Source organism: Dongia rigui, from assembly GCF_034044635.1.
Classification (GTDB): Bacteria; Pseudomonadota; Alphaproteobacteria; order Dongiales; family Dongiaceae; genus Dongia; species Dongia rigui.
Genome location: NZ_JAXCLX010000003.1, coordinates 412,965 through 435,681 on the forward strand (window position 1 = coordinate 412,965; position 22,717 = coordinate 435,681).

Below are 22,717 nucleotides of genomic sequence, written 5' to 3' on the forward strand. Positions count from 1 at the left end.
AGATTGCCTGTTCGGATGGAATGAGCCCGCCCCACGGAGCTTAAGCCTTGAACACCAGCCCACACCACATCGCATTCGTCGTGCTGCCGGAATTCTCGCATATGGGTCTGGCACTCGCGATCGAACCGCTCTTCGTCGCCAATTGGCTGGCGCAGAGGCAGCTCTTCCGCTGGTCGACGCTGTCGCTCGACGGCCTGTCGGTGCGGGCCAGCAATGGCCAGCATCTCCCCGTCGATGGTGCCCTGGGTGAGGCCGGTAGCTACCAGACCGTCATCGTCATCGCCAGCTTCGACGCCAAGATTCATGCCGGCGATCAGCGCCTCCTCAACTGGCTGCGCAAGATGGCGCGCTTCGGCGCCACCATCGGCGCCATCGAGACGGGGAGCGAGATTCTGGCGGCGGCCCGCCTGCTCGACAATCAGCCGGCGGCCGTGCATTGGGACAATCTCGACGGATTCAGCGAACGCTATCCCCATGTCGAGGCCAGCCGACAGCTCTATACCATCACGCGGGATCGCATGACCTGTGCCGGTGCTACCGCCACACTCGACATGACGCTGCGCTGGATCGGCGAGATGGTCGACGCCGACCTTGCGGCCGAGGTCGCGCAGCACTTCCTGATGCCGCGCCTGCGCCCGCCCAGCGAAGGGCAGAACGAGCCGGCGCAGGATTCACATGCCGCCGCCAACCAGAAGGTCGAAGCGGCCCTGAAGATCATGCAGGAGACGCTGGAAGAGCCGCTTTCCTGCCGCGAGATCGCCGATCGGATCGATCTGTCGCAACGCCAGCTGCAGCGGCATTTCCAGCGGCATCTGGGTGTCAGTATCGCCCGGCAGTATCTCTCCTATCGCCTGGCCAAGGCGCACAAGCTGCTGCAGCAGACGGAACTGCCGGTGACCGAGATTGCCGTCACCTGCGGCTTCGGCTCATTGGAGAGTTTCTCGCGCACCTATCGGCGCTATTTCGGCTTGAGCCCCAGTTCCGACCGGCAGCAGACGACGACGGCACCCGTGTTTCGCCAGCGCATGCTGAGCCGGGGCTAGGCCTTCGCGCGGAAGCGCTGCACCAGCGCCTGCAGGCTGCCCAGCACGCCCTTGGGCAACAGGATGACGAAGCCGGCCAGCAGCAGCCCTAAGCCGATATCGCGCCAATCGCCGAATTCGCGCATCGCCTCGTCGGCGCTCATCAAGAGCAAGGCGCCCAAGAGCGGCCCCCACATGGTCCCCATGCCGCCGACCACGATCATGGAGAGGAGGAACAGGAGGGTCGAGAACGAGAAGGCGGTGGGACCGACAGCCGCGAAGTGGACCGCATAGAACGAACCGGCAAGCCCCGTGAAGAAGGCGGAAAGGGCGAAGACCCAAAGCTGGTATTTGAAGCGGCTGACACCGCGCGCCATGGCGCAGCCCGGATTGTCGCGCAGGGCCTGGAACGCCAATCCCATGGGCCCCCGAATGATGGCAACCGAGAAGGCCGCTGCCAGCGCCAGCAGGCCCAACCCCAGGTAATAATCGGCGATGTACCATTTCGACCCGAACAGGTCGCGAAAGCCGAGATCGCCAAACCGCGTGAAGCCGCGCACGCCGCCGAACAGCGGCATGCAGCCCGAGGGCGGATTGGTGAAGCATTCGGTGTCGTTGACGATGAGGAGATAGAGCACCTGCGCCACCGCCAAAGTCAGCAAGGCGACATAGGGGCCCTTGAGGCGCAGACAAGCAAGACCCACCAGCGTGCTCACCACCACGGTGAGCAAGGCGGCCAAGGGCATGGCAAGGATCATCGGCATCTCGAAGTAATAGCCGAACATCGCGGTCGCATAGGCGCCCACCGCAAAGAGGGCCATCTGCGCCAGCGAGAAGATGCCGCCCACACCCAGCACCAGGTTCCACTGCAGGACGACGATGCCCCAGATGAAGAACAGCGTCGCCTGGGTGATGAAATAGCGCATGCCGATGAACAGCGGCAGGGTCGCACAGAGCGCAATCAGCACCAGGCCGATGATGAAGTCGCGGCGCATATTCATCACAGGCGCACCACCTGGCGGCGACCGAACAGGCCAGAGGGCCGCCAGATCAGGACCGCGATTACCAGCAGCAACAGGATGGCAAAGCTGTAGCGGACACCCAAGACATAGGCAGCGAGTGCCTCGAGGATACCAAGCACGATGGCGGCAGCGACGGCGCCATAGACATTGCCGAGACCCGCCACGACGCAGATGATGAAGGCCTTCAACATCGGGTCGCCGCCCATATTGGGGAGCAGGCTGGAGAGCGAGCTCACCATCACGCCGGAGATGGCCGCAAGCGCCCCCGACAGCGCCAGGACCTGCGCATAGACGATGCCGACACGCACCCCCATCAACTGCGCCGCCTCGCGATTCTGCGCCGTGGCGCGAATGGCCCGGCCAAGCCGCGTCTTCTGGAGGAGATAGGCAAGGGCCGCCATGAGGAGCAGCGCGACACCGAGGATCAGCAGGTTCTGATTTGGAATATGCACGGTGCCGATGACGACGGCACCGGAGAGATTGAGCGGCTGCGGCGTCGGCTGCGGCCCAAAGAGGCGCAGGATGACGTTTTCGATGATGGCACCGATGCCGATGGTGGCGATGAAGATGCGCGTCTCGAAACCGGCCGATTTCAGCATCGGCGCGGCTGCGGCGTAATAGATGCCAAGCCCGACGAGGCCGCAGACCAGCATGGCGGCGGCGAGCCCCAAGACCGGATGCAATCCCAGATGGCTCATCGCGAAATAACAGACATAGCCACCCAGCGCCAACAGCGCGCCGTGGGACATATTGAGCATATTGAGCGAGCCATAGACCAGTGCGAGACCAATGGTCGATATGGCATACATCGCCCCCATGGTGAGGCCGGAGGCGAGGATCTGAACGACGACATCCATGGGCGGCTTCAGGCTCCGAGATAGGTTTCGAGGATTTCGGGACGCGCCATCAGTTCAGCACCCGCACCCGACCAGACCAGTTCGCCATTGTCGAGAAGCGCGATGAGTGCCGCCTTGTCGGCCACACGCGCTGCGTTCTCCTCGACCACCAGAATGCTCTGCCCGGCCCCCGCAAGTTCGGCGACCACCTCATAGATCTGATCGATCACGATGGGGGCGAGACCCAGCGACGGCTCGTCGAGCATGAGCAGCCGCCCGCCGGCCATCAGCCCGCGCCCGATCCCCACCATGCGCCGCTCACCGCCGGAAAGCGTGCTGGCGATCTGGCCGCGACGGTCCTTAAGCTTGGGCAACAGGGCAAAGACCCGCTCCAGGCGCCGCGGCGCTTCCGCCGCTGCTGCCGGCAGATAGGCACCCATCAGCAGATTCTCGATGACCGTCATCTCGGGGAACAGCATGTCACCCTGCGGCACATGCACGATGCCGGCTGCCACGATCTCATCCGGCCGCAAGCCCGCCAGCGATCTTCCGCCGAGCGAAATGCTCCCCGAGCGCAGCGGCATCAGCCCCGATATCGCCCGCAGCAATGTCGTCTTGCCGTGGCCATTGGGCCCGATGATGGCGGTCAGGCCACCCTCGGCTATCTCCAGCGACACGCCATGGAGGACGTTCTGCGCGCCATAACCGGTCGTGACATTCTCAAGGCTGAGGAGCACGCTCATGCCGAGGCCTGCTCTTTCATCAGATTGCCAAGCCGCTGCGAGGCACCCTCGCCGAGATAGACGTCGACGACGTTGCGGTCCTCGATGAGGCCCTGCGGCTTGCCTTCATAGATCTTCTCGCCGTGATGCATGATGAGGACACGGCTGGAAAGCTGCACCAGAAAGCGCATCACGTGTTCGATGAGGATGATGGTGATGCCGCGCGCGGCGATCTTGCGCACCACCGCCATCACATGATCGATTTCCTTTGGGTTGAGGCCACCCACCGGCTCATCCATCAGCAGCAAGGTTGGGTTGCTGGCCAAGGCACCCGCCAGCATCAGCAGCTTGCGGTCGAGTACCGGCAGGCGACCGACAATCTCGTCGTCTTTTCCGGTGAGACCGACGGCAGCCAGCGCCTCGTCCACATGCCGCGCCACATCGCGGCCGATGCGCAGGCCGGGGATCAAGCGGTTCTGGCGGCCGAAATAGGCCGCGATCTCGACATTGCCGCGCACAGTGAGGCTGTCGAAACCGGCATTGAGCTGGAAGGTGCGCGCGATGCCGGCATGGCACAGGGCTTCCGGCGGCAGGCCGGTGATGTTGCGCCCCTGAAAGATGATTTCACCGGACGTTGCCGGGTTGAGGCCCGAAATGGCCTCAAACAGGGTTGTCTTGCCGGCGCCGTTGGGCCCGCCGATGCCGAGCACCTCGCCCGGCATCAGCGTGAAGCTCATCTTGTTGACGGCCGTCAGCGCGCCGAATTGCTTGGTCACCTCGCGGCAGACAAGCAAAGGTTCCGTGGCGGCCGTCCCCATTCAATCAATCCCTCAGCGGTTCTGCCCGGATCAAGCCTTGATCCAAGGCGGCAGCTTGAAGCCTTGCGTGCCATAGGGCGCCGGTGCAATCAGCCCACCGCTCTTGGTCTGGTCCTGAATCTGCAGGAACTGATGCGGCATGCCAAGGGAGGAATCATTGACCTGGGTCGGATAGCTATAGGCCGCCTGCTCATCCGCCATGAAGCGCGTGGTGCCGGTAACACCACGATAGATCAGGCTGCGCATGCGCGCCGCCACCTTGCGGTTCTGCTCTTCATTCCCCGGCTCGCCCGTGCCGCCGGCAAGAGCCGCCGCGGTCGCCCAGACATAGGCGCCGTCATAAGGCTGCGCGCCGGAATTATGGCCGGCATTCTCGCCGAACTTCGCCTTGTAGCGCTTTTCGAAAGCGGAACCGATTTCGTCCTGCAAGGCACCGACGACCGTTGCATAGAGGACGCCCACCGAGGCCTCCTTGGCGATGTCGCGGAAGGCCGGGATCGACGGGCCGTATTGCATGTAGACAAGGCTCTGCGTCGGGTTGGGCACGAACTGCACCATGAACTGCGCGAGATCGGCCGGCAGGAAGTGCGTCACCGCGATGACGGCCGGGGGATCCTGGCGGATCTTGGCGAGCGTCGGACCCCATTCCGAGATCGGCACGTTCACGGTCTCGAACAGGCTGATCTCCCAGCCATACTCGGCACCCTTTTCCTTGATCGCATTGGCGATGTTGGCGGCATAGACGCCGGCCGACAGGATCACCGCCATCTTGTTGTTCGAGCGCTTGAACTGGCCGTTCTCCTCCAGCTGCTGCAGGAATTTCAAGAAGCCCGGGCCGTACCAATATTCCGCCGGATCGCCCTGAAACGACCCGAAATAGCGATCGGGGTTCGACTTGATCAGGTTGTTGTGGCCGATCGTCGTGTCGTAATGGACATAGATGATGCCGGCATCGGCAACCGGGTCCTGGATGGCCGCACCCGAGCCGATATTGTAGCCGTTGATCAGCGCGTGAACCGAATGCCGGTCGATGAGACGCTGTGCCGCCTGCACATTGGTCGGGTCGCCCATCTGCTTGGTGTCTTCAAAATAGGGCTCCAGCGGACGGCCGAGGATTCCGCCCAGCGCGTTGATTTCTTCGCAGGCAAGCGTCAGGCCGTTCTTGAATTCGACGCCATCGGCGGCGGCGAAATCGGTCAAGGGTGCTGCCTGCCCGACCGGAATGGGATCGCCATCGGCGCGGGCGCCGTCATTGATGCCGGCCAGCACGGCGGCACCGGTGCCCAGTGCCGCAGCACCTTTCAGGAAATTGCGACGGCTGGGGATGACATTGGGCTTCTTAATCTCTTCAGACATATCCGGAGCTCTCCCTAAACAGCCGCCTTGTGCTTGATCGGTCGCTGCCGGCGCGGCTTCCCCGGCGCAGACCTGTTTCTTCAGTGAATATCGCCCACCAGAGTGGCCGCTGCCTGGATCGCTGTCCACTGATGCGGCTGCAGATCCTGCTGCCCCCAGGTGGCCATCGGCTCGGCCCAGGGATCCCGGATCGGCGTCTTGATACCGGTCAGTTCCTCCATCACGGCGAGGCCGCAATAAGGCACATACATCGGCGAATAACCGCCCTCATGCGACATCAGCAAACGGCCACCGCACAATTCGTCGGCGGCCTGCATCAGCAGGCGGGTCATCTGGCGATAGCCTTCGGCGCTCACCATCATGCGGCCCAGCGGATCGACGCCCGAGGCATCGAAGCCCGACGGCACCACGATCATCTCGGGCTTGTAGCGGCGCAGCGCCGGCAGCACGACATGCTCGAAGGCAGCAAGATAGGCGCCATTGCCGCAGCCCGGCGGCAGCGGGATGTTGAGATTGTAGTTGAGGCCAGCCCCAGTCCCGCGTTCGGTCACATGGCCCGAATTGGGCGGATAGAGGCCGTCCTGGTGCAGCGAAATGGTCAGCACATCCTTGCTGTTATAAAACGCCGCCTGCGTGCCGTTGCCGTGATGCACGTCCCAATCGACGGTGGCGACACGACCGAGGCCACGCGTTGCCTGGGCATGCATGATGGCGATGGCGACATTGCCGAACAGGCAGAAACCCATGCCGACATCGGCTTCGGCGTGATGTCCCGGCGGGCGGCACAGCACATAGGCATTCTTCACCGTGCCATCGAGGATGGCATCGAGTGCCGCCATCGTGCCACCGGCGGAAAGCTGCGCGATCTCGAAGCTGCCCTTGCCGAAGGGGGTCAAAGGACTCGCCTCGCCGCCATTCTCGGCACTCAATTTCTTGATACGCTCGATATAGGCACGCGTATGGAAACGCGCGATCTCATCCTCGGTCGCATAGCGCGCCCTGATCGGCGTCAGATGATCGAGCAGGCCGCTCACTTCGAGGAGGTTGCGCAGGCGCCGCTTGGTCTCCGGGTTCTCGGCATGTTCACCGGGCTGCACATGCAGGCTCGGCTGGAACACCTGGGCGTAGTTCCAGGTGTTGTGCCACATGTAAAGTTCGTGGAAGACGAAACCCGTCGCCATTGATCTGCCCCCAAATGCCTCATTACGCCGGCCCTGCCTTACGGTTCGACGGGCTCGTTGACATATTTGTGGCGGATGATCGGCTTCTTGTCCCGCCCCGGACGGGTAAGGTGGGGGATTTTGCACCCACCCGAACGGGTGGTGGCTTCAGGGACCGGGTTGCTGCGGCAATGTCAGGCCGATGTCCTGCAGGCGCAGCACCGCCTGGGTCCGGTTGGCCACCCCCAGCTTACCGAAGATGTTTTTGAGGTGCCATTTAACCGTGTCCGGCGCCATGCCGAGCGCCTGGGCCATGTCGCGGTTGCTGTGGCCGATGCCCAGCAGCTGCACCACATCGATCTCGCGTGGGCTGAAGCCCGGATCGCCTTTGCGCAAATGCGCTGACTGGGTTGGGCCGCGCTCGGGCTTGCCGAATTCGTCCATCAGCCGGTCGAGAAACTGACCCGTCGGCGTATCCCCCGACCAACTCGGCATGCGTTTCCTTGAAAAGTCGATCACCTCGCGCAGGGCCTGACCTTCATCGACCAGCGTCCGCAGCGCCTTTTGCGGCGCGCAAATGGAAACCGCATCGACCGCCGCCGCCAGCGCCGACAGTGCGTCGCCGGCCTGATAGGACGCGATCGCCGCCAGCGCGCGCACCTGGGAGAGGCGCCGCAAGCGACCGTCACGCCGCACATTGTCCGCCACCCGGTCGAGCAGCTTCAGCGCCGCCTCGGGCTTGGCCGAGGCAATCAACACACGTGCCTGCGCCATGAATTCCGGTTCCGTCGCCGGCGTCAGCGCAGCGAGGCCCGCATTCTTCTTCCCCTCCCCACCGACACCCCGCGCCGGCAAGGCGAAGCGTGCCGCCTGCACGTCGCCCCGCTGCAGCAGCAGGCGCACGCGGTCATTGAGAGCGCTGGCGGTCAGGCGGTGATAGCGCTTCTCGATACCGAGCCGCTCGGCCCGTTCCAGCACCGCCATCGCCTCGTCATGCCGACCACGGGCCGCGGCGATGCGGGCAAGATGCAGCTTGCACGCCATTTCATGCACAACCAGGCCGCATTCCTCGATGATCTGGCGGTGCGTATGCAACAGGCGCTCGGCCCCGGCGAGATCGCACCATTCATAGAGCAGCTCGACCTCGAAGATCGCCACCATCGCTTCGGCATAGGAGCCGGCACCAAGCTCGCGCCGGGCCGCGGCGATGGCGCGCGCGAAAAACTGCGCAGCACCGGTGAGGTTTCCGGCGGCCTTCTCGACCAGACCCAGGATGAGGTCCGAATAAACGACACCGAAGACCGATTGCGCGGCACCATGACTGTCGCGCGCCTTGAGGCTCAAGATGCGCGCGCCATCGAGATCGCCCAGCGAGAAATGGCAGAAGGCGTTGATGTTGCCGAGTGTCCCCTTGAAGAAGGGCCTGTTCTCGGGGATGGCATCTGCCCAGCTGTCGGCGAGGCGTGCCGCCGTCCGCGATCGGTCGGCGGCGGAGACGACACCGACGGTGAGCGTGCACAGTTCTGCCTGCAGCGCCGCCTGCGTCTCACGGTCGAGCTTGCCGGCAGCCTGCGCCGCGACGATCGATTGCTTGGCCGATTTCAGCGTGCGTGCCGCTTCCTGCGGGCGGCTCATATGGAACTGGATCCAGACCTCGGCCAATTGCAAGCGCGGCCGACGCGCGATGAGGTCCGGCGGCAACTGCCCGAGCCAGGCACGCACGGTGTTGAGATGGCTCGCCATGATGAGCGGCATCGCGCAATCCTCGACCAGCGCCGCCGCCCGGTCGGCATCGCCCGCTGCCAGCGCGTGGGCCACGGCCTCCGATGTCAGACCGTTGGCGGAAAGCCAGTCGGCCGCCCGGCCATGGAGCTTGGCGATCTCGCCCCGCCCCACCTCCTGCAATTGCGCCTGCAGGAATTCGGCAAAGAGATGATGATAGCGGAACCAGTGTCGCTCCCGGTCGAGAGGAATGAGAAAGAGATTGGCCGCCTCGATCGCCTGCAGCATGGCGGCACTGTCATCGCGCCCCAGCACGGCGTCGGCCAGCGGTGCCGAGATCCGGCTCAAGATCGAGGTCTTGATGAGGAAGTCCCGGAGGTCCGGCGATTGGCGCGCCAGCACATCCTGGGTCAGGAACTCGGCGACATCACGATGGCTGCCGGAAAAATTGCGGATGAAGGCAGCCCGGCCCGCCGGCTCTTCCAATGAGAGCGACGCCAGCTGCAGCCCGGCGACCCAGCCTTCGGTCCGGTGCTGCAGCGTCACCACGTCGCTTAAGGGAAGGTCACGCAGTTCCGCCGCCTGAAACAGGCTTTCCGTTTCCTCCAGCGAGAAGCGCAATTGCATGTCGTCGAGATTGATCAGCTGACCCCGCACCCGCATATGCGCCAGGCCAAAGGGCAAGGGCCCCCGCGTGGCGACGACCAGATGCAGGCTGGCCGGCGCATAGGCCAGCAGCGCGTCGAGGAAGCGGCAGATCTCCGGCGAAGACAGAAACTGGCAATCATCCAGGATCAGGAACAGCGGCTGCGTGCGGTGGCTGAGATCGTTGACGATCGAGGTCAGCACGGAATCGACCGGCAGCACCGGGCTCGATTGCAACAGCGCCGGCACATGGGGCGCGACCTGCGGATCGGCCCGCTGCAACGCCGCCACCAGATAACTCAGGAACCGGCCGATCTCGTCATCGTCACGGTCGAGCGCCAGCCAGCCGACGGCGGCGTCCCGCGCCTTCAGGCTGGCGATCCATTGCCCCAGCAAGGTGCTCTTGCCGAAACCCGGCGGCGCCGACAGCACGACGAGCCGCGCCGCCAGCGCACCATCGAGCTGCCGCAGCAGTCGCGCCCGTGCCACGAGATCGCGCTTCAATTCCGGCGGCCGCAATTTGGTTTCGATCAGCATGACCCGATCTTAGCGTCGGATTTCCCGCCTGCGATAGGGTGATTATCGCGCACCACGGAACATCGTCGGCGGGGCAGATTTTTTGCTCTGCGCATCGGCTGGGGGCATCGCTATAGTGTGGACAACACGCGACTTTTGTTTACGTCAGAGGCCTATTCTTCATGCCGCGCCTTGCCGCCAATCTCTCCATGATGTTCCACGAATGGCCCTTCCTGGAACGCTTCAAGGCGGCGAAGGAAGCTGGCTTCACGGCAGTCGAGTATCTTTTCCCCTATGAACATCCGGCCGAGGCCATGGGTGCGGCTTTGCAAGACAACGATCTCACCCAGGCACTGTTCAACCTGCCGCCGGGGGATTGGGCGGCGGGCGAGCGGGGGCTGGCCACACAGCCTGCCCGCCGCGATGAATTCCGGACCGGTGTCGCCACCGCCCTCCGCTATGCTGCGGCAACCGGCGTCAAGCGCCTCCACGTGATGAGCGGCCACGGCGCCAGCGATGACAAGGCCGCCCGCGCCGCCTATGCCGACGCCCTGCGCTTTGCCTGCGACCAGGCGGGACCCGCTGGCATCGAGATCCTCATCGAGCCCATCAACGGGCGCGACATGCCCGGCTATTTCATGAACGATTTCGACTTGGCCGTGGATCTGATCACTGAACTGGGCTTGCCCAACCTCAAGCTGCAATTCGACATCTATCACCGCCAGATCATTCGGGGCGATGTGCTGACGGGGCTGAAGACCCTGCTGCCACTCATCGCTCACGTCCAGATCGCCAGCGTCCCGGCGCGGGCCGAACCCGGCAGCGGCGAGCTTGACGACATCCGCGTGCTCCAGGAACTCGATGCCCTGGGCTATACCGGTTTTGTCGGCTGCGAATACCGGCCGGCGGCTGGAACGCTCGCCGGCCTTGCCTGGCGTGAGAAGCTCTAGCCGCGCCCGACGAAGGGCATCTGCGTCGCCATCACGGTCATGGTAAGGACATTGGCATCGAGCGGCAGGCTTGCCATATAGGCAACGGCATCGCCGACATGCTTGGCGTCCATCGTGGCTTCTACCGCCGTCGAGCCATTGGCCTGCAGCACGCCGGTTGCCATCTTGCGCGTCATCTCGGTCGCCGCATTGCCGATGTCGATCTGGCCGCAGGCGATATCAAACGGCCGCCCGTCGAGCGCCGTCGATTTGGTCAGCCCCGTGATGGCATGCTTGGTCGCCGTGTAAGGTGCGGAATGCGGGCGCGGCGTGGTGGCCGAGATCGAGCCATTGTTGATGATGCGGCCACCGCGCGGCGATTGCGCCTTCATGATCTTGAAGGCCTGCTGCGTGCAGAAAAAGGCACCGTTGAGATTGGCCGCCACCACCCCCAGCCATTGCTCGGCCGACAATTCCTCGAGCGGGATCGCGGGGGCGCCGATGCCGGCATTGTTGACCAGGAGATCGAGCCGCCCCCAGCGCGCTTTGACCTGATCGAACACGCCGGCAACCGCTGCCGGATCGCCGATATCTGCCGGCAGGACCAGGGTATCGCTACCGGTCGCATCCAGTTCCTTGGCAGCAGCGTCGAGCACCTCCTGCCGGCGGCCGACCATGGCGACCTTGAAGCCTTGCCCGAGCAGCGCCTTGACGATGGCCTTGCCGACACCTGTGCCGGCGCCGGTGACGATTGCCGTCTTGATGGTCATAACGATCCTCTTTAGGTCTGGATGTCAGCCGATTTTGCCGCCGAGTTCATCCTCGATATGGACGCGGATGATATCATCAAACGAGCTTTCGGCGCGGAAGCCAAGCGCCACGGCGCGGGCGGGGTTGAAATCGCTGGGCCAGCCGGCGACGATCTTCTGGATGATCGCATCCGGCTCGCGGCGGATGAGCTTCACCGCCTTCTCGCCGGCGACGCGGCGCAACGCCTCGATCTGCTCGCCGACCGTCGCCGAGAGACCGGGGAGGCTCAGATTGCGGCGAGGCCCGACCTTCTCCAGGTCCAGGGTCGCCGCATGCAGCAGGAATCCCACCGCCGCGCGTGGGCTCGCATGCCAATGGCGCACACTTTCATCGACCGGCAGCACCGCCTCCGCGCCAGCGAGCGGCTCGCGCAGGATGTTGGAGAAGAAACCGGAGGCCGCCTTGTTCGGCTTCCCCGGCCGGATGCAGATGGTGGGCAGGCGAATGCCGATGCCGTCGAAGAATCCTTTGCGCGAATAATCGGAGAGCAACAGCTCGCCGATCGCCTTCTGCGTGCCATAGGAGGTGAGCGGTGCGCTGAGGAAGGTATCCTCGATCTTGTCGGCGAAGGGGGCGCCGAAGACCGCGATCGACGAGGTGAAGACGAGGCGGGGCTTGTAGGGTGACCGTAGGCCTTCCTGCCGGATCGCCTCGAAGAGAAACCGCGTGCCGTCAAGATTGATGCGATAGCCTTTGTCGAAATCGGCTTCCGCCTCGCCCGAGACAATGGCCGCCAGATGAAAGATGATGTCCGGGCGGGCGCCGACCAGCTTTTCCGATTGACCCGGCTGCGACAGGTCGGCGGTCAGCGTGTGGGCGCTGCCCTTGAAACCCGCGGGTGCCGTTGGCGGCACCACATCGACCAGCGTCAGCGTTTCAACCGCCTTGCCGCCGATGCCGCTGGCAACCAATCGATCGGTCAATTTGCGGCCGACCATGCCAGCGGCACCGATGATGAGAATATGCATGAAGTCGAGACCTTCTTACTTGGCGGGACGGTGTCTTAAAGGACGACGGATGGATGCGGCGGCCGATCGCGGGCTGGAAAGGGTCGCGCAGCGCCGGATCGTCCGCTGCCTTCACATAGCGCCCCGCGTGCCGCCCGGCAACTGCCGCGATCTCCGTCTGCACAGGCGACCCACTTCGACCAGCGCGGCCTGGCGCGCCAAATGTCAGCCCACTGCCTCCAGCGCGTTCCAATCTTCTGAAAAGTCGACCTTGGCCGGCACATGCACCGCCTCGGTCCAGGCATAGAGGCACAAGAACGGCACGGTTCCGACCAGGGTCGCATGGACCTGGTTGGGTGGATTCCAGACAATGGCCCCGGCCGGCTTTTCGGCCCAATCCTTGCCGGCACCGAAGCGCCATTTGCTGGGGCCGGTCAGCGGCACATAGAGTTCCGGTGCCAGATGATGATGATCGCGGTAGAGCGTCCCCGGCGTGATGAGGAATAAACCCAGATCGAAATCGCACGCCCAATCCGGATCGGCGCCCACCATGAGACTCGCATAGGCATGGCGTTTGGGAAAATGCGGGCCGATCGTGTCGGCGACATAGCCCCGGTAGCTCTCCCAATGGAGCGGGGCATGGCGGAGCGCCTGCTGCAGCGGGATGGCACGCTCTGTCTCGATCGCCGCCAACGCTTCCTCAAGATAGCCGCAAAGCGGCGCGTTGGCGGGTCGCAGCAGCGAGCGGCTGCGGATGTCGGTCATCTCCCTCATGCGTGCCCGCACACTGGCGACACCCGCATGTGCGGGATCGAGGGTCGCCAGAAACCGGTCGATCTCCAGCCAAAGCGTTTCGGAAGACGTCATGTTGCACCCCCGCCCATGGAAGGCCCGAGACTATCGTCGATCGACGGATAAAAGAAGGCCCGGGATCGTCGCCGATCCCGGGCCCGAGGGCAGGGCTGAGGTAAACTTAGAAGTCGAAGTTGTTGATGTTTTCCTTGGTGAAGGTATAGGGCTGGCCGAGCAGCACCTCGCTGCCGTTGATGACCTGCAGCTCGCCGAGCTTGCCGGCCTTGACCGAGGTGGCACCGGGCTTCAAATCGCCATCGATCGCGGCGCGCAGCACATACATGGCGGCATAGCCGAGATCGACCGGGTTCCACAACACGACCGATTTCACGCAATCCTTCTCGACATAGGGCTTCATCGCATTGGGTGTGGCAAGACCCACCACCGCGATGCTGCCGCATTTGCCGCCTTGGCTGACGGCTTCGGCCGAGGCCGGGGTCGCGACACTGGTCATGCCGAAGATGCCCTTGAGCTCATCGCCATATTTGTTAATGAGCGTCGTCGCCTGGTTGAAGGAAAGGACGTTGTCTTCCTGCGCCTCGACCGTCTCCAGCCATTTCATCTTCGGGTGGCATTTGGCCTGATAGGCGGCCATCTCGGCGATCCAGCGCGCCTGGTTCGGCGTGGTGAAGGTCGAGGTGACGATGGCAAAGGCCGCTTCCTCGCCCGCTTCCTTGGCCATGTTGTCGATCATCGACTTGGCGATGCCATTGAACTGCGCCTGGTTGACGAACCATTCGCGGGCATCCGGCGTCGAATTGGCGTCATAGCCCACGACATGGATGCCCTTGGAGAGCGCCTTCTTCAACACCGGCGCGATCGCCACCGGGTCATTGGCGGCAAAGAGGATGCCATTGACGCCGCTGGTGATGGAGTTGTCGAGGAAGGTGATCTGTTCGTCGATATTGGCCTTGGTCGGGCCATCTGTCTTGGCATCGACCGTACCCAGTTCGGCCGCCGCATCCGCGATCCCCTTCGAGGTCGCGTTGAAATAGCCGATGCCGATCAATTTCGGCACATCGACGACGGTGATCTTCTTGCCCTTAAGGTCCGGCGCACCGGTCGGCTGACCGCCGTCATAGGGCACCGAGGCGGCGGCAGCCGCCGCCCCATCGCACGCCAAGGGACTGGTCGGCAGATCGTCGCCGCCGGTCCAGGCCGATTGCGCCATCGCCACGCCACCGCTCCCCACGGCGAGTCCCAACGCCAGTATCATGGTCTTGTACATGTTGGCTTCTCCTTGTCTTGGCATGGCGGTTTTCTCGACGGCGAGAACCATGCCTTTTCCTCCCGGTCTCAGCCGTCGCCGTTTCGGCTCAGTAGATTTCCCAACAGAATGGCCGCGATCAGCACGACGCCGATCACGACAATGGTGCCATCCCCCTTGACCCCGCCCAAGGCGAGGCCGTTCTTCAATGCCTGCATCAGGATGAGGCCCAGGATGGTGCCGATGATGGTGCCCTTGCCGCCGAAAATCGACGTGCCCCCCAGCACCACGGCGGTAATGACATCAAGCTCCAGCCCCGTTCCCATGTCGGAGCGCGTCGTCGAGACGCGTGAGACGAAGATGACGGCGGCCAATCCCGCAATGAGGCCCGAGCCGGTATAGATCAGGAGCTTGGTGCGGGCGACATTGAGGCCGGAGAAGCGTGCCGCCACCTCATTGGCGCCGATCGCATAGGTCGTGCGGCCAAACGTGGTAAGCCCGAGCAAGACAGCCGCCAGAAGGGCGATTGCCAGCAAGAACCACAGCTGTGTCGGCAGGCCCATGACCTCGCCCTGCCCCAGCACAAAGAACCAGTCGGGATAGCCGCGCACCGAGCGCGCCTGGCTGATGCCCTCGGCAAGCCCCCGATAGAGCGCCAGTGTCGCCAGCGTCGCAATCAGCGGCGGCACATTGAACCGCGTTATGATGAGCCCGTTGCCAAGCCCCGCAACACCGCCCACCACCACCGCCAGCACCATGGCGAGCGGCAGCGGCAAACCCAGCCCTTGCCAGAAAACACCGAGCAGGATGGCGGCGAGGCCGAAGATCGACCCCACCGACAGATCGATGCCGCCCGTCACGATGACGAAGGTCATCGGCAAGGCAAGGAGCCCCACCTCCGCCATCAGGCGCGCCTGGTTGAGGAGATTGTCGGTGGTGAAGAACCGGTCGGATTGCTGGGCAAGGACGATCAGCGCCACGACCAGCAACAGCAGCAGGATCATCTCATGGCGCAGGAAGGAGCGGATGGTCATGGCGTTCCCCCTCAGCGCAGCCGGTTGCGCCGGGCCATGTCGGCCAGCACCGTCGCCAGAATGAGGAGGCCCTGCACCGCGCGCAGCCAATAGGCTGAGACGCTGGTGAAGATGAGCGCGGAGCCAATCGCGGCAAAAAGGATGGCAGCCAATGTCGCGCCGATGACAGTGCCCGTGCCGCCCAGAATGCTGACACCGCCCACGACGGCGGCCGTGATGACGGTCAGTTCCAGATTGGGCGGCACGGTCGACTGGATGACCTGCAATTGCGTGGCGAACAGCACCGCGGCGATGCCGGCAAAAAAGCCGTGGATCATGAAGACGCTGACCGTCGCCCGTTCGATCCGAATGCCGGTCACCCGCGCCGCATCCGGATTGCCCCCGATGGCATAGATGGTGCGGCCGAAGGCGCTGTAGCGCATCCACAGGGCGGCAAGGACGGTCAGCACCACCATGAAATAGACCGGCGACGGAATGCCGAGCACGCGGAACTGGGCCAGCATGAATGCCGGCGGCAGATTGTTGATCCAGGCACCGGCCGTCACGCTGATCAGGCCGCCTTTCAAGACCGACAGCATGCCCAGCGTCACCACGATGGAGGGGATGCGGACATAGGCGACGAGGATGCCGACGAAGGCATTGACCGCGACACCGACCACCAGCGGCCCCAGCCAGCAGACAATGATCGGATAGCCGTTGACCGCGAGCGTCCCGGCAATCGTCGCCAAAACACCAATCAACGAGCCGACCGAGACGTCGATATTGCCGGAGATGATGACCAGCGACATGCCGATGGCGGCAACGGCGATATAGGCGTTGCCGGAAAAGATGCTGGTGAGGTTGGAACTGCCCAAGTAACGCGGGTTGACGGCACCCACCACGATGAAGAGCAGAATGATGGCGGCAAGGATGATCGCTTCCTGGCCATTGGCTTCGATTAAGCCGCCCAGGCGGCGCGCCCATGACGGGCGGGATGGCACGGCTTCAATGCTCATGCCGCACCCACCAAGGCAGACTGGCCGGCAGCTGTCATGGCAGCACCCACCGCATCGGGCGTCGCATCGGCGCGGTCGAAGGCGGCAACGATTTCGCCACCCCGCATCACCAGCACCCGGTCGCTCATGCCCAGCACCTCCGGGAGTTCGCTCGATATCATCAGCACCGCCAGGCCTTCCCCGGCCAGCCTGCTCATCAGGGCATGGATTTCCGCCTTGGCGCCGACATCGATGCCGCGCGTCGGTTCATCCATGATCAGCACGCGCGGCTTTGTGGCGATCCATTTCGCCAGCACCACTTTCTGCTGGTTGCCGCCGGACAATTGCCGCACGGCCTGTTCCGGCCCGCGCGCGCGGACGCCGAAGCGCGTAATCGATTCCCGCGCCAGCTGCCCTTCACGGCGCCGATCAATGAGCAGAAATTTCGCCAGCCGGTCGATGATTGCCAGCGACACATTCTCGCGGATGGTCTGCGGCTTCACCAATCCCTGCAACCCGCGATCCTCCGGCACATAGGCAATGCCCAGCGCACGGGCGGCGGCTGGGCTCTCGATTGTGACCGGTTTGCCGTCCATCAGGATCTCGCCCGACGTCGCCGGCGTGATGCCAAAGATGGTGAGCGCCGTTTCCGTGCGGCCCGAACCGATCAGCCCGGCAATGCCTAAGATTTCGCCTGCCCGCAAGGTCAGGCTGACATTGCGCACGACATCGCGGTGGCTGACATGTCGCAGCTCCAGCACCGTCGCCCCGGGCTGGGTGTCGACCTTCGGGAACAGCTGGTCGATCGAACGCCCCACCATCATCGAGACCAACGCGCTTTCCGTCACCTCGCCGATCGGCTTGGTGGCGATGAAGGCACCGTCGCGCAGGACCGTGACCCGGTCGGCGAGCGCAAAGATTTCCTGCATGCGGTGGCTGACATAGATGATGCCGACACCGCGCTCGCGCAGGCGGCGCACGATGACGAGCAGCTTCCTGGCATCGGCATCGGCCAAGGCTGCCGTCGGTTCGTCCATGATCAGGAGGCGCGCTTCCTGCGACAGCGCCTTGGCGATCTCGACCCGCTGCCGGTTGGCAACCGACAGAAGTCCAACCTTGGTGTCGACATGGAGGTCGTGGCTGTCGAGGGAATCGAGCAAGCGGCGCGCGCCGGCCCGCATCTCTGGCCAGTCGATGGCGCCCCAGCGCGTGCGCGGCGCATGGCCCAGATAGATGTTCTCGGCCACACTCAGTTCGGGAAAAAGCAGCAATTCCTGATAGACGGTGGCGATGCCACGCGCCCGCGCGTCACGCGGCGATGTGAGGCGTGCCGTTTCGCCGGCAATGCGCAGCTCACCTTCATCAGGATGGAGGACGCCGGATATGATCTTGATCAGCGTCGATTTGCCGGCGCCGTTCTCGCCCAGCAAGGCATGGACCTCACCCGGCTGCACATCGAAGCTGACATCTTTGAGCACCTTCAGATTGCCAAAGGATTTCGAGACATGGCTGAGTTCGATGATGGCGGTCATGCCGGCAAGGCCTCCCGCCATTTTTGACGATATTGCCCCAGCGGCAGGTCGAGCGCAGCCACCCGGCGGCTCAAGGGCGCCAGTTTCTGCCCGGCGAGCTGTGCCGCACCGCTGATCGTGCCGGTGGCATCTTCCGACACCAGCAGATCGGCGGGTGCGCGCAAGGTGGCGAGCGCGCCGAGATAGAGCGCGTTGCCGACCAGGCTGCCCTCGATCACGACGGGACCTTTCGCCTTGATGAGATCGAGACAGTAATCTGTCATGAGAGCGAGATAGAGACTGGCGCGCGCGGCATTCTCCGCCGGGTTGCGGGGCGGCACGTCCGGGCCGCGCTCCTTGCCGCCGAACGGTCCGCCGAATTGGCCGACCGGCGGCACCAGCATGTCGCCCGCGGCGATGACGCTTGCTGCATCCTGCGCTGCCGGCTGCAAGCTGGCGGCGCCATTCGTGAGGCCGGCATATTCCCGACCGCCCATGAAAGTGCAGACCGGCACCGGCTGGCCCAGCACGTCGACATTGGCAAGGCAGCTTTCCGCCGGCAGGCCGTCGACAGAAGCGCCCGCCGCCATGCACACGACCCAGGTCCCCGTCGACGCGACGGCAAAGGGTGCCGGTCGCGACAGGCGATGGCGCAGGAACGAGGCGCTGCTGTCATGGATGCCGACGCGGACACGGCAATCGGCCGGCAATCCCGTCAGCGCGCAAATCTCCGGCAGGACCGGTCCCAGCACGTCTTCGGCCTTGCGCAAGGATGCAAAGAGATGCCGCCAGCCCATGCGATCGACGAAGCTGCTGAAATCGCCCGCGGCCGGCTGCCACAGGCCGGTATGACAGCCGAGCGACGTCACCTCGCTGCTGGCAACGCCGCTGAGGCGATAGCTCCAATACTGCGCATAAGGGAGGATGTAGCGAACACGCGCGAACTCGGCCGGGAAATGGGTGGCCTGCCAGTGGATCTGGCGCCCCAGATTGAGCCCGCCCGCCATCGGCGGCGAGAAGGTCTCGCTGAAAGGCGCCGCCAATTCATCATAGGCCGTTCCCTCGATCGGCATCTCGTAATCGAGCACCGGCAAGGCGAGATCACCGGCTGCGTCCACCAGCGCCCCGGCGGCGCCATGGGCCACGACGACGATATCGCTGATCGCCGCCACCTGGGTCAGATCGCGCAGGCCGCGCAGCAGGAACGACCAGATGCCCTCGACATCGATATGCGGATAGGGTGCGCCTTGAACGGCGCGGTCAGGCGTCGATACGGTCTGCCGTATCTCGCCGTTCTCGACCAGCGACAGCTTGATGTTGGTCTTGCCGATGTCAAAGACGACGATGGCCATGGCGGCGCTGACCTTCAGCGCCTGCAATGTCGGCCGGCGTCTCGATCGAAATCCGCGCTCGCCCTTTGACGGGCGACGTCTTGAAAAGTCTTCATGGTGGCCTCCCCTGTCGAATTCAGGCCAGGGTCACAGCAGGATGGAGACGCTTCGGTCAGGCGACCGAGGCGGCCTTCAGGGCATGTGTGACGATGACCTCAATACCGGCATCTTCCAGCATCTTTCGCGTGCCGGATTCGATACCGTCGTCGGTAATCAAGGTATTGATGCGCTCCAGCGGGCAGAGAATGAGGCTGCCGCGGTTGCGGAACTTGCTGCTGTCGACCAGGACGATGACCTTCTCCGCCTGGCGAATGAGCTTCTGCTCGGCGCGAATAAGCAAGGGATCGGTCTGCATCAGGCCGTGCTGCGTGATGGCGCGGGCACCCAGAAAGACTTTTGAGGCGACGAAGCGCTCGATCGCATCGTCTTCGAAGGGGCTGAGGATCAAGCCCTGCTCGCGGAAGATCTCGCCGCCCGGCAGGATGACGCGGGCCTGGCCGCGCTTGATGAGATATTCGGCGATCGGGAACGAATTGGTGAGCACCTGCAGATCGCGCCCACCCAAGAATTCGGTCATCGCATAGGTCGTGGTGCCGCCGTCGATGATGATGGAATCGCCGGCATGGCACAGCTCGGCCGCCGCCCGCGCGATGGCGCGCTTGGTTTGGCGGTGGCGCAGCTGGTTGGCATCGAATTTCGGTTCCGCCAAGGCGGGGGCACCGTGCATCGCCTCGGCACCGCCGCGTACGCGCCTGAGGCGGCCGGCCATGGCGAGGTCCTGGATATCGCGGGCGATGGTGGCGCGGGAGGCATCGAGGCGCGCCATCAGATCCGGCACCGAGGCAAAGCCGTCGCTTGCCACGATCTCGCAGATCAGGTGATGGCGCTGCTTCTGGATCATCTTCCGCCGCCTCTGTCGCACTGGTCATTGGCAATAGCTGGATTCCGCCGGCCGCGTCAAACGGAAATAATCAAATTCGCTCATGCATTAATCATTTTGCATCGCAAAATACCGATATTGCGACGCAAAATGAGAGATTCATTTGACGACTGGGCAGTTTGCGGCCTATTTCAACCCTGGTTGCGCGCTCATTGGCACAGGATGAGCGATTTTGACGATTTCGGAACGGAGCCCGCCCGTGACCTCAAAGACGCCGACTTCTGACGATGTCATCCCCTCGCTCTGGGACGAGGCCAAGGCCAAGTCGATGAGCGAACCGGAGCTGCTGCTCTACCGCTCCAATCTGCTCGGCGCCGATCTCCGCATCACCAATTACGGCGGCGGCAACACCTCGGCCAAGGTCGCGGCCAAGGATCCGCTGACGGGTGAGAGCGTCACCGTGCTGTGGGTCAAGGGATCGGGCGGCGATCTCGGCTCGATGAAGCTCGACGGCTTTTCGACGCTCTATCTTGAGAAGCTCGAAGGCCTGAAGCGGCTCTATCGCGGGCTTGCGGCGGAAGACGAGATGGTGGGCTATCTGCCGCATTGCACCTTCGACATGAATCCGCGGGCAGCCAGCATCGACACGCCGCTCCATGCCTTCATCCCTTACACACATGTCGACCACATGCACCCCGATGCGGTGATCGCCATCGCTGCGGCATCGCGCAGCAAAGAGCTGACGGCGGAGGTCTTCGGGCCGGAGATCGGCTGGCTGCCCTGGCAGCGTCCGGGCTTCGACCTCGGCTTGAAGCTGGGTGAGATGGCGACCAAGAATCCGCAGCTCAAGGGCATCGTGCTGGCGGGCCATGGGCTTTTCACCTGGGGCGATACGTCGAAGGCCTGTTACGACAACACGCTGCGCGTGATCCGCATCGCCGATGCGTGGCTGAAGGAGCGGACGGCGCAAGCCGCGGTCTTCGGCGGCGCTGCGATGTCGGCGCTCGACCCCGCCAAGCGGCGCGAGATTGCCGCGCAATTGATGCCGGCCATTCGCGGCCGCATCGCCAGCGGCAAGCCCAAGGTCGGCCATTTCAACGATTCGCCCGCGGTGCTGGAATTCGTCTGCGCCAAGGATCTCAAAGCCCTGGCCGAACTGGGTACCTCTTGCCCGGATCATTTCCTGCGCACCAAGATCCGGCCGTTGGTGCTCGATTTCGACGGCAATATCGAAAAGACGATTGCCAGCCTGGACAAAGCACTGCAAGCGTACCGGGCGGAATATGGCGCCTATTACGACCGCTGCAAGCGCGCCAACAGTCCGGCACAGCGCGATGCCAATCCGATCGTCTACCTCATCCCCGGCATCGGCATGGTGACGTTTGCCGCCGACAAGGCCACCGCGCGCATCGCCGGCGAGTTCTATGTGAACGCCATCAACGTCATGCGCGGTGCAAGCGCAGTCGACACCTATGTCGGCCTTGATGAGCAGGAAGCCTTCGACATCGAATACTGGCTGCTGGAGGAAGCAAAGCTGCAGCGCATGCCCAAGGCCAAGGCCCTCGCTGGGCAGATCGCCTTCATCACCGGCGGTGCCGGCGGCATCGGGCGCGCCACGGCCGAGGCGCTGCTGGCCGAAGGTGCCTGCGTGGCGCTCGCTGATATCGATGCCGGGCGCCTTGAGCAGACTGTCACCGAACTGGGCGGCAAGCATGGCAAGGACCGGGTCTGGGGCACGACGCTGGATGTGACGTCGGAGAACGCCGTCATCGGCGCCTTCGCGGCGACGGCGCGGCAATTCGGCGGCATCGACATTCTGGTCTCCAATGCCGGCATCGCCTCGGCCTCGCCCATCGAGGAGACGAGCCTTGAACTCTGGAACAAGAACATCTCGGTACTGGCGACCGGCTATTTCCTGGTGAGCCGCGAAGCCTTCCGCCTGATGAAGGCGCAGAATGCCGGCGGCAGCATGGTGTTCATCGCCTCGAAGAATGCGATGGCCGCCTCGGTCAACGCCTCGGCCTATTGCACGGCGAAGGCCGCGGAAGTGCATCTGGCGCGGTGCCTAGCCTTGGAAGGCGCACCGCTTGGCATAAGGGTCAATGTCGTCAATCCGGATGCGGTCCTGCGCGGCTCCAACATCTGGAGCGGCAATTGGCTGCAGGAGCGCGCCGAGGCCTATAAGATCGAGACCGACCAGCTGGAAGAACATTACCGCCAGCGTAGCTTGCTGAAACTTTCGGTCTATCCCGAGGATATCGCGGCGGCCGTCCGCTTCTTCTGCACCGACGCGCCGAAATCGACCGGCAACATCCTCAATGTGGACGCCGGCAACGCCGTGGCGTTCACGCGCTGAAGATTAG

19 protein-coding genes are annotated in these 22,717 nt (G+C 63.9%); 3 read left to right on the plus strand and 16 right to left on the minus strand.

Features of this window, described 5'->3' with window-relative positions:
* Positions 1 to 47: 47 nt before the first annotated feature.
* On the plus strand, positions 48 to 1,043 hold the full coding sequence (locus tag SMD31_RS17590) for a GlxA family transcriptional regulator (protein ID WP_320502232.1): 996 nt from the start codon (positions 48 to 50) through the stop codon (positions 1,041 to 1,043).
* Here SMD31_RS17590 and SMD31_RS17595 read toward each other — a convergent pair.
* From SMD31_RS17595 to SMD31_RS17625, 7 genes are all read right to left on the minus strand, one after another.
* Entirely contained in the window at positions 1,040 to 2,023 is a 984-nt protein-coding gene (locus SMD31_RS17595) for a branched-chain amino acid ABC transporter permease (RefSeq protein WP_320502233.1), read from the minus strand. The two genes, SMD31_RS17590 and SMD31_RS17595, sit on opposite strands and share 4 nt — an antisense overlap.
* Positions 2,023 to 2,901: a branched-chain amino acid ABC transporter permease gene (locus SMD31_RS17600; protein WP_320502234.1), complete on the minus strand. Its 879-nt coding sequence runs from the start codon at positions 2,899 to 2,901 to the stop codon at positions 2,023 to 2,025. The genes SMD31_RS17595 and SMD31_RS17600 overlap by 1 nt, the downstream gene beginning before the upstream one ends.
* A gap of 8 nt (positions 2,902 to 2,909) precedes the next feature.
* Complete coding sequence (locus SMD31_RS17605; protein WP_320502235.1) at positions 2,910 to 3,623, minus strand: ABC transporter ATP-binding protein; 714 nt, start codon at positions 3,621 to 3,623, stop codon at positions 2,910 to 2,912.
* Positions 3,620 to 4,420 (minus strand): ABC transporter ATP-binding protein, encoded by an 801-nt coding sequence (locus tag SMD31_RS17610; RefSeq protein ID WP_320502236.1) that lies wholly within the window; start codon positions 4,418 to 4,420, stop codon positions 3,620 to 3,622. Before SMD31_RS17610 ends, SMD31_RS17605 begins: the two co-directional genes overlap by 4 nt.
* Positions 4,421 to 4,450: 30 nt before the next feature.
* The gene (locus SMD31_RS17615; protein WP_320502237.1) at positions 4,451 to 5,776 is read right to left on the minus strand and encodes an ABC transporter substrate-binding protein; all 1,326 of its coding nucleotides are present in this window, start codon (positions 5,774 to 5,776) and stop codon (positions 4,451 to 4,453) included.
* An 80-nt stretch (positions 5,777 to 5,856) separates the two neighbouring features.
* A complete protein-coding gene (locus SMD31_RS17620; RefSeq protein ID WP_320502238.1) occupies positions 5,857 to 6,957 on the minus strand; it encodes a class II histone deacetylase in 1,101 nt (366 codons plus the stop codon).
* A gap of 147 nt (positions 6,958 to 7,104) precedes the next feature.
* Entirely contained in the window at positions 7,105 to 9,840 is a 2,736-nt protein-coding gene (locus SMD31_RS17625) for a LuxR C-terminal-related transcriptional regulator (protein WP_320502239.1), read from the minus strand.
* Between the two features lie 161 nt (positions 9,841 to 10,001).
* Between SMD31_RS17625 and otnI the strand changes: the two genes are divergently transcribed.
* Entirely contained in the window at positions 10,002 to 10,769 is a 768-nt protein-coding gene (otnI, locus tag SMD31_RS17630) for a 2-oxo-tetronate isomerase (RefSeq protein WP_320502240.1), read from the plus strand.
* On the opposite strand, the gene SMD31_RS17635 is transcribed toward otnI, so the two are convergent.
* The 9 genes from SMD31_RS17635 to SMD31_RS17675 form a co-directional block, all read right to left on the minus strand.
* The gene (locus SMD31_RS17635) at positions 10,766 to 11,518 is read right to left on the minus strand and encodes an SDR family oxidoreductase (RefSeq protein ID WP_320502241.1); all 753 of its coding nucleotides are present in this window, start codon (positions 11,516 to 11,518) and stop codon (positions 10,766 to 10,768) included. The genes otnI and SMD31_RS17635 overlap by 4 nt on opposite strands.
* A 24-nt stretch (positions 11,519 to 11,542) precedes the next feature.
* Positions 11,543 to 12,526, minus strand: coding sequence for a D-erythronate dehydrogenase (denD, locus tag SMD31_RS17640; protein ID WP_320502242.1), 984 nt, complete (start codon positions 12,524 to 12,526; stop codon positions 11,543 to 11,545).
* A gap of 204 nt (positions 12,527 to 12,730) precedes the next feature.
* Positions 12,731 to 13,372 (minus strand): dimethylsulfonioproprionate lyase family protein, encoded by a 642-nt coding sequence (locus SMD31_RS17645; RefSeq protein ID WP_320502243.1) that lies wholly within the window; start codon positions 13,370 to 13,372, stop codon positions 12,731 to 12,733.
* Between the two features lie 106 nt (positions 13,373 to 13,478).
* Positions 13,479 to 14,636, minus strand: a complete 1,158-nt coding sequence (locus SMD31_RS17650) for an autoinducer 2 ABC transporter substrate-binding protein (RefSeq protein ID WP_320502244.1) — start codon at positions 14,634 to 14,636, stop codon at positions 13,479 to 13,481.
* A 17-nt stretch (positions 14,637 to 14,653) separates the two neighbouring features.
* The gene (locus tag SMD31_RS17655; protein ID WP_320502245.1) at positions 14,654 to 15,598 is read right to left on the minus strand and encodes an ABC transporter permease; all 945 of its coding nucleotides are present in this window, start codon (positions 15,596 to 15,598) and stop codon (positions 14,654 to 14,656) included.
* A gap of 11 nt (positions 15,599 to 15,609) precedes the next feature.
* The gene (locus SMD31_RS17660; protein ID WP_320502246.1) at positions 15,610 to 16,593 is read right to left on the minus strand and encodes an ABC transporter permease; all 984 of its coding nucleotides are present in this window, start codon (positions 16,591 to 16,593) and stop codon (positions 15,610 to 15,612) included.
* The gene (locus SMD31_RS17665; protein ID WP_320502247.1) at positions 16,590 to 18,104 is read right to left on the minus strand and encodes a sugar ABC transporter ATP-binding protein; all 1,515 of its coding nucleotides are present in this window, start codon (positions 18,102 to 18,104) and stop codon (positions 16,590 to 16,592) included. Before SMD31_RS17665 ends, SMD31_RS17660 begins: the two co-directional genes overlap by 4 nt.
* Entirely contained in the window at positions 18,101 to 19,435 is a 1,335-nt protein-coding gene (locus SMD31_RS17670; RefSeq protein WP_320502248.1) for an FGGY-family carbohydrate kinase, read from the minus strand. Before SMD31_RS17670 ends, SMD31_RS17665 begins: the two co-directional genes overlap by 4 nt.
* 151 nt (positions 19,436 to 19,586) lie before the next feature.
* Positions 19,587 to 20,375, minus strand: a complete 789-nt coding sequence (locus tag SMD31_RS17675; protein ID WP_320502249.1) for a DeoR/GlpR family DNA-binding transcription regulator — start codon at positions 20,373 to 20,375, stop codon at positions 19,587 to 19,589.
* 238 nt (positions 20,376 to 20,613) lie between these two features.
* Between SMD31_RS17675 and SMD31_RS17680 the strand changes: the two genes are divergently transcribed.
* Positions 20,614 to 22,710, plus strand: coding sequence for a bifunctional rhamnulose-1-phosphate aldolase/short-chain dehydrogenase (locus SMD31_RS17680; protein ID WP_320502250.1), 2,097 nt, complete (start codon positions 20,614 to 20,616; stop codon positions 22,708 to 22,710).
* Positions 22,711 to 22,717 lie beyond the last annotated feature (7 nt).

Bases quoted from the DNA above. Each gene is read 5' to 3' on its own strand.
- SMD31_RS17670 (WP_320502248.1), bottom strand. From the start codon at position 19,435: ATGGCCATCGTCGTCTTTGACATCGGCAAGACCAACATCAAGCTGTCG.
- SMD31_RS17650 (WP_320502244.1), bottom strand. From the start codon at position 14,636: ATGGTTCTCGCCGTCGAGAAAACCGCCATGCCAAGACAAGGAGAAGCC.
- SMD31_RS17675 (WP_320502249.1), bottom strand. From the start codon at position 20,375: ATGATCCAGAAGCAGCGCCATCACCTGATCTGCGAGATCGTGGCAAGC.
- SMD31_RS17645 (WP_320502243.1), bottom strand. From the start codon at position 13,372: ATGACGTCTTCCGAAACGCTTTGGCTGGAGATCGACCGGTTTCTGGCG.
- SMD31_RS17605 (WP_320502235.1), bottom strand. From the start codon at position 3,623: ATGAGCGTGCTCCTCAGCCTTGAGAATGTCACGACCGGTTATGGCGCG.
- denD (WP_320502242.1), bottom strand. From the start codon at position 12,526: ATGCATATTCTCATCATCGGTGCCGCTGGCATGGTCGGCCGCAAATTG.
- SMD31_RS17610 (WP_320502236.1), bottom strand. From the start codon at position 4,420: ATGGGGACGGCCGCCACGGAACCTTTGCTTGTCTGCCGCGAGGTGACC.
- SMD31_RS17595 (WP_320502233.1), bottom strand. From the start codon at position 2,023: ATGAATATGCGCCGCGACTTCATCATCGGCCTGGTGCTGATTGCGCTC.
- SMD31_RS17620 (WP_320502238.1), bottom strand. From the start codon at position 6,957: ATGGCGACGGGTTTCGTCTTCCACGAACTTTACATGTGGCACAACACC.
- SMD31_RS17615 (WP_320502237.1), bottom strand. From the start codon at position 5,776: ATGTCTGAAGAGATTAAGAAGCCCAATGTCATCCCCAGCCGTCGCAAT.
- SMD31_RS17600 (WP_320502234.1), bottom strand. From the start codon at position 2,901: ATGGATGTCGTCGTTCAGATCCTCGCCTCCGGCCTCACCATGGGGGCG.
- SMD31_RS17655 (WP_320502245.1), bottom strand. From the start codon at position 15,598: ATGACCATCCGCTCCTTCCTGCGCCATGAGATGATCCTGCTGCTGTTG.
- SMD31_RS17635 (WP_320502241.1), bottom strand. From the start codon at position 11,518: ATGACCATCAAGACGGCAATCGTCACCGGCGCCGGCACAGGTGTCGGC.
- SMD31_RS17660 (WP_320502246.1), bottom strand. From the start codon at position 16,593: ATGAGCATTGAAGCCGTGCCATCCCGCCCGTCATGGGCGCGCCGCCTG.
- otnI (WP_320502240.1), top strand. From the start codon at position 10,002: ATGCCGCGCCTTGCCGCCAATCTCTCCATGATGTTCCACGAATGGCCC.
- SMD31_RS17625 (WP_320502239.1), bottom strand. From the start codon at position 9,840: ATGCTGATCGAAACCAAATTGCGGCCGCCGGAATTGAAGCGCGATCTC.
- SMD31_RS17665 (WP_320502247.1), bottom strand. From the start codon at position 18,104: ATGACCGCCATCATCGAACTCAGCCATGTCTCGAAATCCTTTGGCAAT.